This is a genomic window from Bacillus sp. B4EP4a (genome assembly GCF_006680105.1).
In the GTDB taxonomy this organism is placed as follows: domain Bacteria; phylum Bacillota; class Bacilli; order Bacillales; family DSM-1321; genus Peribacillus; species Peribacillus simplex_E.
In genome coordinates, this window is sequence record NZ_VHIK01000022.1 from 18,861 (window position 1) to 33,184 (window position 14,324).

A 14,324-nucleotide genomic window follows, 5' to 3' on the forward strand; every position below is an offset into this window, starting at 1 on the left:
CTCTCTTTCGAGAATTGGAGAGGTACTCCTTTTTTCATGTCAATTAATCTTCTTATGGTTCAAGGGGTTTAAGTTTGAATTTGAATTACTTGCTTCATTAAAAGGATTACTTGCCTCGCTTAAAGAAAGTGACTTTGTCTCCGGTGCCCAGGCAATCGAAATGATAGTACCAATTAACAGAATAGCCGTCATTCCAATCATCGAGGCATCCAACCCTATAGTGTTCATACTAAGGGGCAGGAGGAATGTCCCGATAGCAGAACCAATTCGGCTGAACGCTGTCACAAAACCAACCCCAGATGCGCGAATTTCGGTTGGGAAAAGTTCGGCCGGATATGTTAGCGTAAGATTTGAATTTGCTGATAATATAAAAGTAAAAGCCAGAAAAATCGGAATTACTAAAAGTTTAGGTTCGTGAAAAATGCTAAGCATAAGCAAGCAGACAGTCAGGATTGCAAACGTACTAATCGTGAAACCTCTTCGAGAAAATTTCTCCATAAGCCAAAGACCAGCAACCGAACCCAAGATTAGGAATATGTTTAACCACAAGTCTACAGTGAAGTTTTCTGCTAAACCCATACTTTTTAAGATAGACGGTAGGAATGTGTAGATGGCAAAGTACGGAATGACAATACAGACATAAAATAGACTTCCAAAAGCTGTTCGCTTCCGAAATTTTTTGTTAAAAAGAGCACGAAAGCCATTTTTATTTTGAGTCTCAATAATAGTTTCGTCGATTTCCGCATTAGGCCCGATATACTTCTTTACGATATGGCGTGCTTCATCAATACGTCCCATGCTGATGAGCCATTGTGGTGATTCAGGCGTTCCGATTCGCAGTAGCAGCACAATGAATGCAGGGATTGCAGCACTAGCAAGCATCCAACGCCATGATTCCGGACCAGCTTGTCCTAAATAATATCCGACAATGGTTGCAGAGACGTAACCAACCGTCCAGAGCACATTTAGAGAAGCCAGTAAGAACCCCCTATACTTTCTAGGCGCGAACTCGGCAAGTAAAGTCGAACCGACTGCATAATCGCCTCCGAGAGCAAAACCTATCAGTAACCGCAAAATTAACAACTCTACGGGACCATCCACAAATAGTTGCAGCAACGAAGCTATAGTGACCAATAAAAAGTTAAGCAGGAATATTTTCTGTCTGCCTATCCGGTCAGATAACCCTCCAAGTACTAGACTACCGAAAAAGAGTCCGATCAAAGCAGAACTTCCAATTAGTCCTACCCACATCGAATTGAGTTCCATTTGTGGGCTAAGGAGAGTAAGAGCCACTCCTATAATCCCAAGAGCATACCCATCAGAGAAATTTGAGCCAAAAGTAAGCGCTGTAATTTTCATATGGAACTTGTTAAGTGGAGCGTCATCCATCTTAAATTTTTGTTCGGTCATAAGCGTCTTTCCCCTTTTCAATATTTGATTTTTGGGACACTTCCTACTTCTCTAGTTTAGAGAAGGAAAGCGATTGAAAACAGACGTCTATTTTTTGAATTTTTCTAATTTTTTTCGAATTTAAAGTGTAATGTAAAACGCTTACATTTGAAATCTATAATTATTTTAGATTTCTATACTTTTTTACGATTTCTAAATGAACGGGGGGTTGTACCGGTTTTTTCCTTAAAAATTTTGCTAAAGTAATTTGCATTTATAAATCCTGTTTTATCTGCTACATCTTGAATCGAGAGTTTTGTATCTATCAATAGACGCTGCGCTTCGTTTATCCGTGTCTTTGTTAATAGCTGTCGGAACGAGCTTCCTTGTTTTTTTGTTAAGAGCGAGCTAAAATACGCTGCGCTTCTGTTTACTTGGTTCGCAACGTCCTCAAGCCTTAGCTCAGGGTTAGTAAAATTCTCCTCAATGTACCGGATGGCCTGCTCAATCACATTTGTACGAGCGTTTTCTTGATTGTTATTTGCCCGATCAAGAACTTCATATAAGAACAGCAATAACTCCTGGACGATCCGATATAGAATCGGATTGTATAGGATGGATTCAAATACTTGATGATAACGTCTCTCAAGCATCCCTTCGTCAAGGTAAAATGACTTCATGAAGCGTCGGACTTGGGCTAATAAGCTTGTTAACCGGGTTCGCAATAAACCTGGCTCGGGATAGGGATCTTCCTTATTCAAAAATTCTTTATACATCCACTGCTTAATTTTGTCCCTGTCACCTTCGTTCAGCATGTCAATCCATTCGCGCTGTTCAGACGGGGTTAAAAACGGATCGATCATAACCCAGTTCACCTTATCCTCAATGACCGAAAGCTGCCGATATCCTTTGAAAAAACGAATTTCTAGCGCTTGCTTCGCATGAAGATATTTTTCATTTAACGAAAGCAACGGGTCATTAGTATCATATAAAACTAGTGACATGGGCTCCGAAAACTGCTCTTCCCATTCGGTTAGAATCCGATTGCCTATGTGCTTTAATTGTTTGAGTGGCTGTGGCTGCTGGTTATCGAATGAAAAAACAGAAACGATCATGTCGCTTAGCGGCAATACAACCGGTCGGTTCTTAAATGGATATTCTTGTAAAAAAGATAGCAGTATAGGTTGTTTCTTCGAATTTTCCAACTGCATCAGCATTAATCGGAAATTGGCGCCTAACGTTTCTTGATGCACGAATAGAGAACTGTAAGATACGGAAGGAACCTCAATTTGAGCCGATGGCTCTCGTTTCTCCTCAGTTTTTGAAACGGCCTTGCAGCACTGGGTTAATACTCGTTTGATATGGTCAGGCGACTGAGGTTTTACCCATAGATCATAGGCATGAAGCTCGATGCCTTGAAGCGCACGTTCAAATGTGGCTTCAGCCGTCATGACGATGACCTTTTGTATGTACCGTTTGGTCAGCTCCTTAAAGCTGTCCCACGTATCCTTTGGAATCATATCGAGTTCAATGCAAACAACATCTGGTACTTCGGCCTCTATTAGATGAAATACCTCAGATACTGAGCCTGCTAATAGAATGTGATCAAATGGAATCGAAAACGAAGAAACTAGCCAGCCAATCCCTGTTCGTTCATTTTGATCGCGATCAGCAATTAACAATTTAACCATACAGGTACTCCCTTAATGATAGATTTCTTCTTATTAATTATCGCCAAACCAAGCTTATTTTCATCACTACAGTGTCTATCAGATTAAGGGTTCTGGTGCTATCATTACAGGAATGCTGTACTGTTAGTACGAATTTAAGCACGATTAAAAGTTCCCTTCATACTCTATAATTACCAGACAGGTCTTAACCTCGATGATAGTTTATCTTCATTTTCTTCATAAACTAATTTTGTTAAATCTTCTTTGAGCATTTGCAGGCGTTCAGCACCTATGATTTCAATCCAACGTTGCTCAAACTCAGTTAGTATCTTCTCTTTTGCTTTCACTACTAACCAACCTCGTTCGGTCAAAACAATAATTTTTCCTCTCTTATCAGTGGGATGAGCTTTGCGCATTACATAGCCACTTTTCTCAAGATAATCCACCATTTTACTCACAGCTTGCTTTGTAATTCCTAGATATTCGGCTAGTTCTATACCTGTTGCTCCATTGGGAGTGATGCATTTAAACATAAAACCATGTGCAGGTCTAATATCTCCAAATCCAAATTCACTCAATCTGTCATGTAATTCATTAATTGATGTACTAAAGGATAATGATAAAAGTGATGTAAGATCCAATTCACTAAATACTTCATGATTCATACATAAAACCTCCTTAAATAAAGTCAATCAGGTTGACTTTATTTAAAATTCATTGTACTATACGCAATGTAGTCAATCAAGTTGACTATAGTTTAATTATAAAAGAAATAGGATTCACCGAAACAAAATTAATACATTATGGAGGGTTCTCATGGCTAACATCGTTAAAATTAGAGCAAGTGTATTTGCACCGTATGCTTGGTTGGAACCTATTAAAGATCCTGCAACAGAAAAGATATTCGAATACACTGGTGATGCACGTGAATTTACACCAAACGCTGTAAACACTATGCGGTCAAGATTAGAGCAAGAAGTGATTATTGATTTTTATAAAAAAGAAATTTTCACATATACAAATGCTTGTATCGTAACTGTAAAAGTTACAAATCCAGATGGTTCTATTGATTATAAAAAAGGAAAAACAAGTACAGAAAATATTGTATGTACTAATGTTGTGTGGGGCACTGATGAAGTTTCTTTTGAAATGAGGGCAAGTGCAAGCAATCCTTTAAATGCAGCAGCACCTGCGGCTGATTATTTATTAACTATACATGTTAACAAGAGTGGTGTTGCACAAATTGAAGGTGCACATGATGGGTTCCCCTGCTATGAATTTTATAAACAAATAGATTTTGGTCCATTTGAATTAATATATGCACATGATTTCAGAAAAACTGGTGACACTCCAGCAGCGCTAGCTGGGGAAATGGAATACAGTTTTAAAACGACAATCTAGATATAAATACTAAGTAGAAGTTTACAAGCAGCAAATATTAAAGGAAAAGCAATAATTTATACGAAAGAAATTGCGGCCTGTTTTGCTGAATGGCTCAAAGTTATGAATTACCCAAAATAAAATTAGAATTACAGAGGTGGTTCTTATGACTAACATTGTTAAAGTTAGAGCAAGTGTATTTATTCCAATGTCTTGGACTGAACCTAAGAAGGATACTCAAACAGGAAACTTGATTCAATTCGAAGGTGACTCACGTGAATTTACACCACATGCTGTAAACGCTATGCGTTCCAGAATTGAACAAGAAGTAGTTGTAGATTTTTATAAAAAAGAAATCTTCACATATGCGAATACTGGCATAACAACAGAAAGAATCACAACTCCTGATGGTTCCGTTAATAAAAAAACAGGAAAAGCTAGTACGGAAGGTATTTTGTGCACTGATGTTGTATGGAGGTCAGATGACGTCAAATTTCAAATGAGTGCTAGTGCTAGCAACCCATTAAATGTATATGCACCTCCCGTTGATTATCTATTAACTATACATGTCAAAAAAGATGGTACTATCGATATTCAAGGTGCACATGACGGATTCCCTTGTTATGAATTTTATAAGCAAGTAAACTTTGGTCTGTTTGAAAAGATTCATACACATGACTTCAGAGAAACTGGTGATACAGCTGAAGCTCTAGGTGGAGACATGGAATATAGTTTTAAAAAGATATTGTAAAGACAAGGATTCCCTTTTTAGTGAATAAATATATAACAACATAAGAGCGAGTAACAGGAGGAAAAGAGAATGACAACAGTTTTATTTGTAAAAGCAAACAATCGCCCCGCAAACCAAGCGGTGAGTGTGAAATTATATGAGGCTTTTTTAGCAAGCTATAAAGAATCACATCCAAATGATACAGTGGTAGAACTTGATTTATACAAGGAAGAGTTGCCATATGTAGGAGCAGATATGATTAACGGTACATTTAAGGTTAGTAGAGGACTTGATTTAACAGCAGAAGAAGCAAAAGCAGTAACTGTTGCTGATAAATATTTAGAACAATTCCTTGCAGCTGATAAAGTTGTGTTTGGATTCCCATTATGGAACTTAACAATTCCGGCTGTACTACACACATATATTGATTATTTAAACCGCGCAGGCAAAACATTTAAATATACGCCAGAAGGTCCAGTAGGTCTGATTGGAGATAAGAAAATTGTATTATTAAACGCAAGTGGCGGTGTATATTCTGAAGGACCAAAAGCTGAAGTAGAAATGGCTGTTAAATATGTAGCAAGTATGATGAGCTTCTTCGGTGTAAAAAATATAGAGAAAGTAGTGATTGAAGGTCACAATCAATTCTCAGATAAAGCAGAAGAAATTATTGCTGCAGGGCTTGAAAAAGCTGTTAAAGTAGCAAGTACGTTCTAATTAATACAAAACTTGTCACTCAATATAGCAGTACCAACACTTTTATAGCGGTGGTACTGCTTTTTTATTCGCTTATCTTGCTACTTTTGGAGGAGTTAGAACCCAATTGATGTAATAATTCCATTTTAATCTTATAAAACGATAGAAAGAAGGATTACATTACAATGAAAAGTTGATGGACAAAATATATATAAACTTGATTTCCTTCTTAAACTATTCTGTCCTTTAGCTTAAGTACAATCCTTCAAAATCTCACCAACAAATATCGAATTTTCTTTTAAAATGATCTTCCACAATCTGGCCCGATTGCTGAACAAAAGTAAAAAAGCAAACATTTCATAAATAAGTTATTATTTGTTCTAAAACTAGTATTTTTCTGTTTGGTGATAATTAAATGTATTTACACGATAATTATTTCATTGGAACTACTAAGCGGAATATTTGAATAGTCTGAAAACTATTGGTATAATAGAAAAAAGGTAAAGGAGTTGGTTTCCTATGGAAAAGAATTTGGCTAATACAACACCACAACCTGAAATAAACGTCATGGATTCTGAATTTGCTGAAATGGTGTTAAACAAATCCCTTCTTAATTTCCGAAAAGAGCAAATCCGAAAAGAGATTGACCAGTCATTACAGGATCAAAACAAAGAAGAATTCCTACGATTAACAGAGGAATTGAAAAACATTTCTTAAAATGTTGTTTATAAAATGAACTTAACATATTTGTAACTTTAAGAAGTACGCCAAAATGCCAATCCCATATCTATAAGGGATTGGCGTTTATTTGATTTTTATCGATTAAGCACGATATTATAAATAGGTTATTATTTGTTCCAAAACTCGTTCTTTTCTGAACACACCACTGTTCGTTTTGAAAAGGACGTTTTTTATTGCCTTTCTCGTAACAAAACTCTGTTCATTATTCTATGTTTAATAACCTATCTCTTTTTATAAAAATAAGAAAGAGTGATTTGAGTATAATTGATTATTTTTGTGTGCCTTAATCAACTAACGCACCCGTTAGTTCGATAAGAAAAGCGAACCTTATTCAAGAATCGCACCCTTTAATTGAATAACTAAAATCTGACCTCACTTATAAAATCACTTAATTCTTACTACAGATTCGTACCTACTAATAATACGATATTAAACTGTAAGACTCTAAAAACAAAAGCACTGACTACACACTGCTTTTGTTTACGTATGATATATCTTGTTCTTATGAGTATTTCTTGAAAGATTCTATTATTAGTAATTCGCATAAATCTTCATAACTTATTTGATTAGCATGGGCTTCTTTAGGTAATAAACTAGTTTGCGTCATACCAGGAAGAGAATTCGCTTCAATACAATAAATTACATTATCCTGATCAACAATAAAGTCAATTCTAGAATAGACTTTTAATCCTAATAAATTATGTACTTTTAACGCCGTGTTTTGTAATTCTTCAGCTAGCCTATTTGGAATATTTGCAGGAGATATTTCTTCACTTGCACCTACTTGATACTTACTTTGGTAATCGAAGAAACCTTTCTTAGGAATAATTTCTATAACAGGTAAAGCAGCATTTCCAATTATGCCAACAGAAAACTCTCTACCATCTATTTTTTCTTCAATTAGAATAGTATTTGAAATGTCCTTTATTTCTTCTAATGCTTTATGAAGTTCATCAGAATTATTAAGAATTATCACTCCTATACTAGAACCGTTGTCATTTGGCTTGAAAACTACTGGATAATTAATTTCTGGTAATTCTTTATCGAAATCATAAATATCCCATTTTGGCGTTTTTATCCCATTAAAAGCCATTAATTCTTTTGAAATTACTTTATTCATCGCTAATAGACTGCCCTCATAGGAACTACCAGTATATTGAATACCGTATATATCGAATAAGGCCTGTAATTGTCCATTTTCACCAATTCCACCATGAAGAGCAAGGAAGCAAATATCGGCATCTTGACAAATTTCTAACACATTAGGACCAATTAAAGACTTTTTATTATTTTGCTGTTTTCGTAATACTTCCAAATTAGGTTTTTCTTTAGGAACATTATAAGTATATGTTTCTTTTCTATATTTTTTATAAGCTGATTCAAAATCAGAAACATCTTGTAAACCTTTATAAATATCTAGTAATAATACATCATGATTTTTTGAAACTAAAGCGTTAGAAATTTGAGCACCAGAAGCAAGAGAAACATCCCTTTCATCACTTAATCCGCCAGCTAATACAACTATTCTCATTTTTTACCTCCTATGACGATTATTTACTATTAATTAAATAGTTTCACCTCATTCATTATATATTAAGAATGGAAATGGAAAAAGTTTCATAAATACTTATGTCTTATTTCGGATAAACTTTGCACCAGTCCTTCTTGAACTATCTTGCCCTGATAGTTCCATAAAGAAAAAGCTGCCTTAAAGACAGCTCTGATCTTCAGCTAACGCACCCTTTAGTTTAAGTACACTCCTTCACAAACTCGTCCTTTTTCACATTTCTTTATACAGGAATGCTGCCCCATTAGTTGCATAAGGGGTCTTGCCGCATGCCCATCAAGTTAAAATTTCTTTATACCCCAAAACGAAAAAAGCTATCTTCAGCAGCATTTACAGAAAGAATAGCTTATTTTTTCGTTATGGATATAATCCTTTTTCTTAGCTTGATGGCGATAGGCGGTACCCCAATAAACAGGCAAATTCGTCTGAAAATTTCTTCGGTTTTTGGTTTAAAATAGGAATAATGTAAGATAAATCTATTTTATTTGTATGATAAAGTAGAATAGCAGGAAAATAAATCGAAGGATGTGGTATTATTTGATGTTAAATGTAAAAAAAATGTCGTTTGTTGTTTTTATTTGTTTCATGTTTTTTATACCAAATTCAATCTATGCTCAAGAAATTTTACACAATGGAAGTCAAGGAGAAGCAGTTTATGACTTACAAGAAAATTTAAAGAAAATGGGTTACTTTAACAGTCAACCAACAGGGTATTATGGTTCAATTACTGATCATGCAGTGAAACAACTTCAACTAGATTCTGGAATATTACCAGATGGAGTTGTTGGATTCCAAACACAACAAAAATTAAATAGTATTGAAATGATGGCCAGGGTTGTTTATGGAGAAGCTCGAGGAGAAACTTATGAAGGAAAAGTAGCTGTCGCTGCAGTAATTTTGAACCGAATGTCAACGCCAGGTTTTCCTAAAAATACTTACGATGTCATTTTCCAGACAAATGCTTTTACAGCTGTACATGATGGGCAATATTATTTGACCCCAAATAGCTATTCTTATCGAGCTGTTATTGATGCATTACAAGGTTGGGATCCTACTCATGGTTCTGTTTATTATTATAATCCGTTCTCGGCAACAGATGAATGGATTTTCACAAGGAAAACAGTCATTAGAATAGGCAACCACTTATTTGCAAAGTAAAACTAATCTACATACATATTGAGGAATGATATTTTTATAGTTTCGTATTATAAATATCCCATTAACTATGTCGTGTGGTATAGTTGAAAGGTCGGGCAGTATTTGCCCGACCTTTTTGGTGACACCCCCATAAGAAAAAACTGCCTTAAAGACAGCCCCTATCTTCAGCTAACGCACCCGATAGTTTAAGGACAATATTTCACAAACTATCTTGTGGAATAAAAAAGACGACCTTCATCTTGAAAAAAGCCTGGGATATTGATAAAAAATGAAAAATTAGAATCCATTTTCCACTAACCATTTCATAATACTTTCTTCTCTTCCCTTAATATCGTCATGCTGCGCATCGTATTTACGCATTTTCTTCTGTGCCACAATATTTCCATCTACCATAAACAATACTCTTTCGGTTTTTGCTGCCACCTTTGCATCATGCGTAACGAGCATTATGGTTGTCCCTTTTTTATTAATCTCTGCAAGAATTGACATAATCTCTTCTGTCGATTTGGAATCTAATGATCCTGTCGGTTCGTCTCCAAATATGATATCCGGATCATTTATCAATGCTCTGCAGATGCCGACTCTCTGCAGCTGTCCACCAGATGCCTGGGTGATATTATTATCTGCAAGATTTTTAATTCCTGTCATTTCTAACAGTTTTTTTGCTTTTTGATGTATCGCATTTTTATCCGCATCTTTTGATACAAGAGCAGGAAACATAACATTGTCAATCACTGACAGATTCTTTAAAAGATTAATATCCTGAAAGATAAATCCCATGTTATTCATTCGAATCTTTGCCAGTTCTTCTTCTTTTAGTCTGCCGATTTCGCGGCCTTTAAATTTCACACTACCAGAAGTCATTCTATCCATACCGCTTACATTATATAGCAGTGTTGATTTCCCGCTTCCGGATGGCCCCATGACCGATACGAATTCACCTTCTTCTATCTCCAAGCTTACATCTTTTAAGATATCAAGCTCATTATCTTTTCCTAATTCTACTTTTTTGTTCATACTTCTTGCTTCTAATATAGTGCTCATATATATTCCTCCAATGTCAAACATTTAATCACAGTCTATATCCACAGAGGCACCCCGGAATCGCCTTATTTTTCAGGAATCTGCATTCTTTTCTGCATCGGTGCCTTCACGCAGGAGACTTCTTCTACCATCGCAGTTACGCCTCCTGCCCAGACCTTTTTCAGCCGTTCTAACTTCTTAAAACTGCTGATAAATCATCTTCTACTGTTACCTTACAGCACACAGATATAGTAAATCCAACTACTACAATCAGCGCTAACGGACATAGCAGCCAAGTCTGCCATGCAACATGAACCAATTCAATTTTTGCAGCTCCCATAGAGGACATGGCCATACTTACAAGAAACTCCCCTAAATAATTAGAAGCCAACACTCCAAATATGATTCCCAATATCAGTACCATCAAAGTTCCTGACATATATTGATGACTAACATTTTTAGAAGTTAATCCCACACTTCGCATGATTGCAATCTGAGACATATCCTTTGACAATATCATCTTAAGGAATAATGCAGTTATCAATACTGCAATGATTACTGCAATTGCGATTCCGCCTATAACAATTGTGCTCATCTGATCAATAAGATTTCCCAGAGTCTGTTGGGTATATTCCTTGATATCATTTACCTGCGCAGAATCATAGGTATTCTGGTAGTAGTCCATTTTCTCACGAATATCAACGCCTGGAGCCACATCCATGCTCACAATATACCAAAGAACGGTCTCTTCATTTAAACCAAGACTGGTATGCGCCTTTGCTGTTTTCCCGCCATTTGTAATATCTTGATAAATTCCCGTTACTTTCAAAGTCTTTTCTGTCCCGGCAACCTTTACGACTACCTCATCTCCCACTTTCTTGATTAATCCATCTTTTGACGAATTGGCATAGGAAAGTGAGATTTCCCCTTCACCCTGCGGTGCTCTTCCTTCCAGATATTTTAATGGAAATACGGAAAAATCTCCGGTTTCAATATTAATATAGTCCCAGGAACCTGCCGCATTATTGACCTGGTAGGAACATGTGATGTAGGCCGCATACTTTTCAATATCATAATCATTTTTCAGCTCTTCCTGCAGCTTTTTAAAATCTTCTGTAATCGTATCTGTCCTTCGAAGATCGATTCTCATGTCGGATTTTCCTATTCCCATGTATGTGGAAAATTCCGGTGAATTCATGGTGTTATAAATATTTATGGGAAGTATGGCAATAAACGTACATACGATAAAAATAAAGAACAGTAACCTGTATAATTTGAATCGTTTCCATACATCCCTTAGTCCCATGTAAATATTGGTGCTGAAGAATTTGTTCTTAAGCAGTGGAAAACTGTATTTTCGGTTCTTTCCACGGTCCATGATACCTGAAAGCAATGCTTCCACCGCAGAAATCTTATCGATTCTTTTCAGTACATTCTTGCAGTACATCACAATCATGAAATAGACAAATAATGGAGCGATAAAAGATAGTACATATTTTAAGTTTCCTGATAAATCCGAAGAAAGGTAAAGTCTCATATTACCGTTAAACAGATTTACTGCTGCAAAGGAAAGCAGATAGCCTATGATACCTGCTGCTACTGACATGACTCTGTATTTATTAAGATAAACCTTCTTTATATCCTTTTTGGATATTCCGATTGCTTTCATCACACCGATTTCTCTTAAATCTTCATCAATCGTTGCCAGAAACGTAAGTCTGATACAGAGCGAAGCGATAATAATCAGCAGAATACTGATAAGTATAATAACCATTGCAACTGCCGCATCTGACATGGCATTAAACAACAGAAATACCTTTCCTCCGACTGTAGGACCGTTTGCTGGAAGGCCTTCTTCGATATATGCCGTCTGAAGTCCTTGAGAATCCCCGTTTTCATGCAGTTTGAATTCGATCAGATATTCCAGTTCCCCTGCCTGCCTTAAAAGCATTTCATTATAGTCTGCCTGATTAATCACAAACCGTTTCGAAGAAGTAAGGGAAGAGTTCATCTCAAAATCTCTTGCATAATCTGAAATGACAAACTCTTTCTTATACTCTCCGCTTTTCACCGTAATCGTATCACCTATTTTTAAGTCATATTGCTGCATGAAATAGATGGGAACCGCCACTTCCCCTTCTGTTACATCCAGCTTTTCATTATCCAGATCCAATATAAAATCAAAATTTTTATTCTGTACGACAAATGAAATATCCTGTATAGTTCCAGCCATCGTTTGATTTTGGTCAAAATGAATATTACTTCCATCAAAAGTCAGAAGAACCATCGTCTCCTGCATCGCTATATTCTCACGGTGTTCTTCCGTAAATTGATCGATTTCTTCCTGGTCATATTCCCCTGAATGCATCTGCGTAATATCAGCTGGGACTGCACTTTCCTGAAGTTCCGACATCGACTGAATCAGATTGGCAATGATATTTGTTGCACTAGCTGCCAAAATAACTGCCATAGTTATAAATACAAATACTGATATATTTAAAATTTTATTCCTGATGAAATCATTCTTTACAATTTTTAAAAACAAAATTTTTCCTCCTTCCTACATAGATAATATTTTTTTCTATTTCTATAACTTTTTCATTTCCAAAACAAGTACTAAGCAAGAATGACAAAATCAACGTTAAACATATAAAAAGATATTTATTAATACTCACTCTTTCCTCTGCCAAACCCAGTATCTTTTACTACTTCATTTGGGTATACTAAAATCCTTTATGGTTTACAAAAATTAGATATTCATTTACATTCCTACTTCAACTAAACTGCACCGTTAGCATAATAAAAAAGAACTGACGATCGATACAAACTCATTAAAGAAAACGCTTTCCACTTATTTAAATATAACAATTTAATGGAAATATTTGATACATCTTAAGGCTGAATTTTCCATACAACTTTAGATGTAGATTTCGACATTTATTATTTTCTTATTAAGCTAACCTGCCACGTTAGATTAATAAGAAAAAGCCACCAAGAATCTTTGGCAGCTGGATATTCAACTCTTGCACCTTTTAGTTGAACAAGGCTCAAAAAAATATTCACCTAGCATTTTATTAAAAGGAAATATGAATCTCCGACTGACCACTTCTCATATCTACCCAAGGTTTAACCATCCCCCAGTCGAGATCTATTTGATTCTTTATTCCTAACTGCTCACCCAATAGTCCTATTAACCATCGCATATGTCTTTTAGCAGTGGTCATACCATCTTCTTCGGTTTCCGAATATGCCCTTAAAATAACTTTATTAATCTTCTCATCTATAAATATTAATGATATGAGAAATGAATCTGAATATATTTTTTGTGGAGATAAAAAATAACCAAAACTATTGGGCTTACCTTCTCTAATCTTAGTATCTGCAACTTGATTTCTAATGCCGGTCAAGGTAGTATCACTATCAATAGTGATACTGCCTACCTCTAATACTCCCGACAATAATTTCCCCGTTATTTAATATCCTCCAACCTATTCTTTAATATCCATTCTGTCATCCAAACAGTAGCATTAATATTTTATTTTCATACCAAGGAAAGATACCGAGTAAACCTACAACTATTACGCCTTAAATATCCTCTAGAAAACTACCTGTTGAGACGGACAATGAATACTTTTTGAATTTCTGGTGTTCTTTTTTACTATAGAAACAAGAACCAAAAAATGCTACCAAACCTATAATAAATAACAAAATTGCACCTAAATGAAGAGACTTATCCATTTTCAATTCTCCCATTTTTTTATCACTTTTGTAACACGTCTTATTGCACTAACCTGCCCGTAAGTTCATTAAAAACAAAAAAAGGATCCTAGGCCCCTTAAAGCGACTCTCGTCATCAAATTATCAACTCCATTGTTTTTAAAGAACTTCAATCATAAATCACCCAATTAGTTCAATATCTATCTTCTTAAACTTTTGAATTATATTTGATGTTTTCCTATTTTCCGTACCC

At 35.5% G+C, this 14,324-nt stretch carries 13 protein-coding genes; 5 read left to right on the top strand and 8 right to left on the bottom strand.

Features of this window, described 5'->3' with window-relative positions; genetic code table 11:
* Positions 1 to 39: 39 nt before the first annotated feature.
* From FNK51_RS11885 to FNK51_RS11895, 3 genes are all read right to left on the bottom strand, one after another.
* A complete protein-coding gene (locus FNK51_RS11885) occupies positions 40 to 1,410 on the bottom strand; it encodes an MFS transporter (RefSeq protein WP_098371702.1) in 1,371 nt (456 codons plus the stop codon).
* 173 nt (positions 1,411 to 1,583) lie between these two features.
* The gene (locus FNK51_RS11890) at positions 1,584 to 3,080 is read right to left on the bottom strand and encodes a helix-turn-helix domain-containing protein (RefSeq protein ID WP_141993453.1); all 1,497 of its coding nucleotides are present in this window, start codon (positions 3,078 to 3,080) and stop codon (positions 1,584 to 1,586) included.
* Between the two features lie 170 nt (positions 3,081 to 3,250).
* Entirely contained in the window at positions 3,251 to 3,724 is a 474-nt protein-coding gene (locus FNK51_RS11895; RefSeq protein ID WP_141993454.1) for a MarR family winged helix-turn-helix transcriptional regulator, read from the bottom strand.
* 151 nt (positions 3,725 to 3,875) lie between these two features.
* Here FNK51_RS11895 and FNK51_RS11900 point away from each other — a divergent pair, with 151 nt between their 5' ends.
* From FNK51_RS11900 to FNK51_RS11915, 4 genes are all read left to right on the top strand, one after another.
* Complete coding sequence (locus tag FNK51_RS11900) at positions 3,876 to 4,460, top strand: DUF3238 domain-containing protein (RefSeq protein WP_141993455.1); 585 nt, start codon at positions 3,876 to 3,878, stop codon at positions 4,458 to 4,460.
* Positions 4,461 to 4,605: 145 nt separating this feature from the next.
* On the top strand, positions 4,606 to 5,190 hold the full coding sequence (locus FNK51_RS11905; RefSeq protein WP_141993456.1) for a DUF3238 domain-containing protein: 585 nt from the start codon (positions 4,606 to 4,608) through the stop codon (positions 5,188 to 5,190).
* A 69-nt stretch (positions 5,191 to 5,259) separates the two neighbouring features.
* Positions 5,260 to 5,886, top strand: coding sequence for an FMN-dependent NADH-azoreductase (locus tag FNK51_RS11910; protein ID WP_141993457.1), 627 nt, complete (start codon positions 5,260 to 5,262; stop codon positions 5,884 to 5,886).
* 498 nt (positions 5,887 to 6,384) lie between these two features.
* On the top strand, positions 6,385 to 6,582 hold the full coding sequence (locus FNK51_RS11915) for an IDEAL domain-containing protein (RefSeq protein WP_098371696.1): 198 nt from the start codon (positions 6,385 to 6,387) through the stop codon (positions 6,580 to 6,582).
* 526 nt (positions 6,583 to 7,108) lie between these two features.
* Here FNK51_RS11915 and FNK51_RS11920 read toward each other — a convergent pair.
* Positions 7,109 to 8,137 (bottom strand): D-alanine--D-alanine ligase family protein, encoded by a 1,029-nt coding sequence (locus FNK51_RS11920; protein WP_141993458.1) that lies wholly within the window; start codon positions 8,135 to 8,137, stop codon positions 7,109 to 7,111.
* 576 nt (positions 8,138 to 8,713) lie between these two features.
* Here FNK51_RS11920 and FNK51_RS11925 point away from each other — a divergent pair.
* Complete coding sequence (locus FNK51_RS11925) at positions 8,714 to 9,331, top strand: cell wall hydrolase (RefSeq protein ID WP_141993459.1); 618 nt, start codon at positions 8,714 to 8,716, stop codon at positions 9,329 to 9,331.
* 276 nt (positions 9,332 to 9,607) lie between these two features.
* Here FNK51_RS11925 and FNK51_RS11930 read toward each other — a convergent pair whose 3' ends face one another.
* The 4 genes from FNK51_RS11930 to FNK51_RS26555 all read right to left on the bottom strand — a co-directional run bounded on the left by FNK51_RS11930 (position 9,608) and on the right by FNK51_RS26555 (position 14,092).
* The gene (locus FNK51_RS11930; RefSeq protein WP_141993460.1) at positions 9,608 to 10,375 is read right to left on the bottom strand and encodes an ABC transporter ATP-binding protein; all 768 of its coding nucleotides are present in this window, start codon (positions 10,373 to 10,375) and stop codon (positions 9,608 to 9,610) included.
* A 169-nt stretch (positions 10,376 to 10,544) separates the two neighbouring features.
* Positions 10,545 to 12,899, bottom strand: a complete 2,355-nt coding sequence (locus tag FNK51_RS11935; protein WP_141993461.1) for an FtsX-like permease family protein — start codon at positions 12,897 to 12,899, stop codon at positions 10,545 to 10,547.
* Positions 12,900 to 13,428: 529 nt separating this feature from the next.
* A complete protein-coding gene (locus tag FNK51_RS11940; protein WP_141993462.1) occupies positions 13,429 to 13,812 on the bottom strand; it encodes a hypothetical protein in 384 nt (127 codons plus the stop codon).
* Positions 13,813 to 13,939: 127 nt separating this feature from the next.
* Positions 13,940 to 14,092, bottom strand: a complete 153-nt coding sequence (locus FNK51_RS26555; protein WP_181762244.1) for a hypothetical protein — start codon at positions 14,090 to 14,092, stop codon at positions 13,940 to 13,942.
* Positions 14,093 to 14,324: the final 232 nt, after the last annotated feature.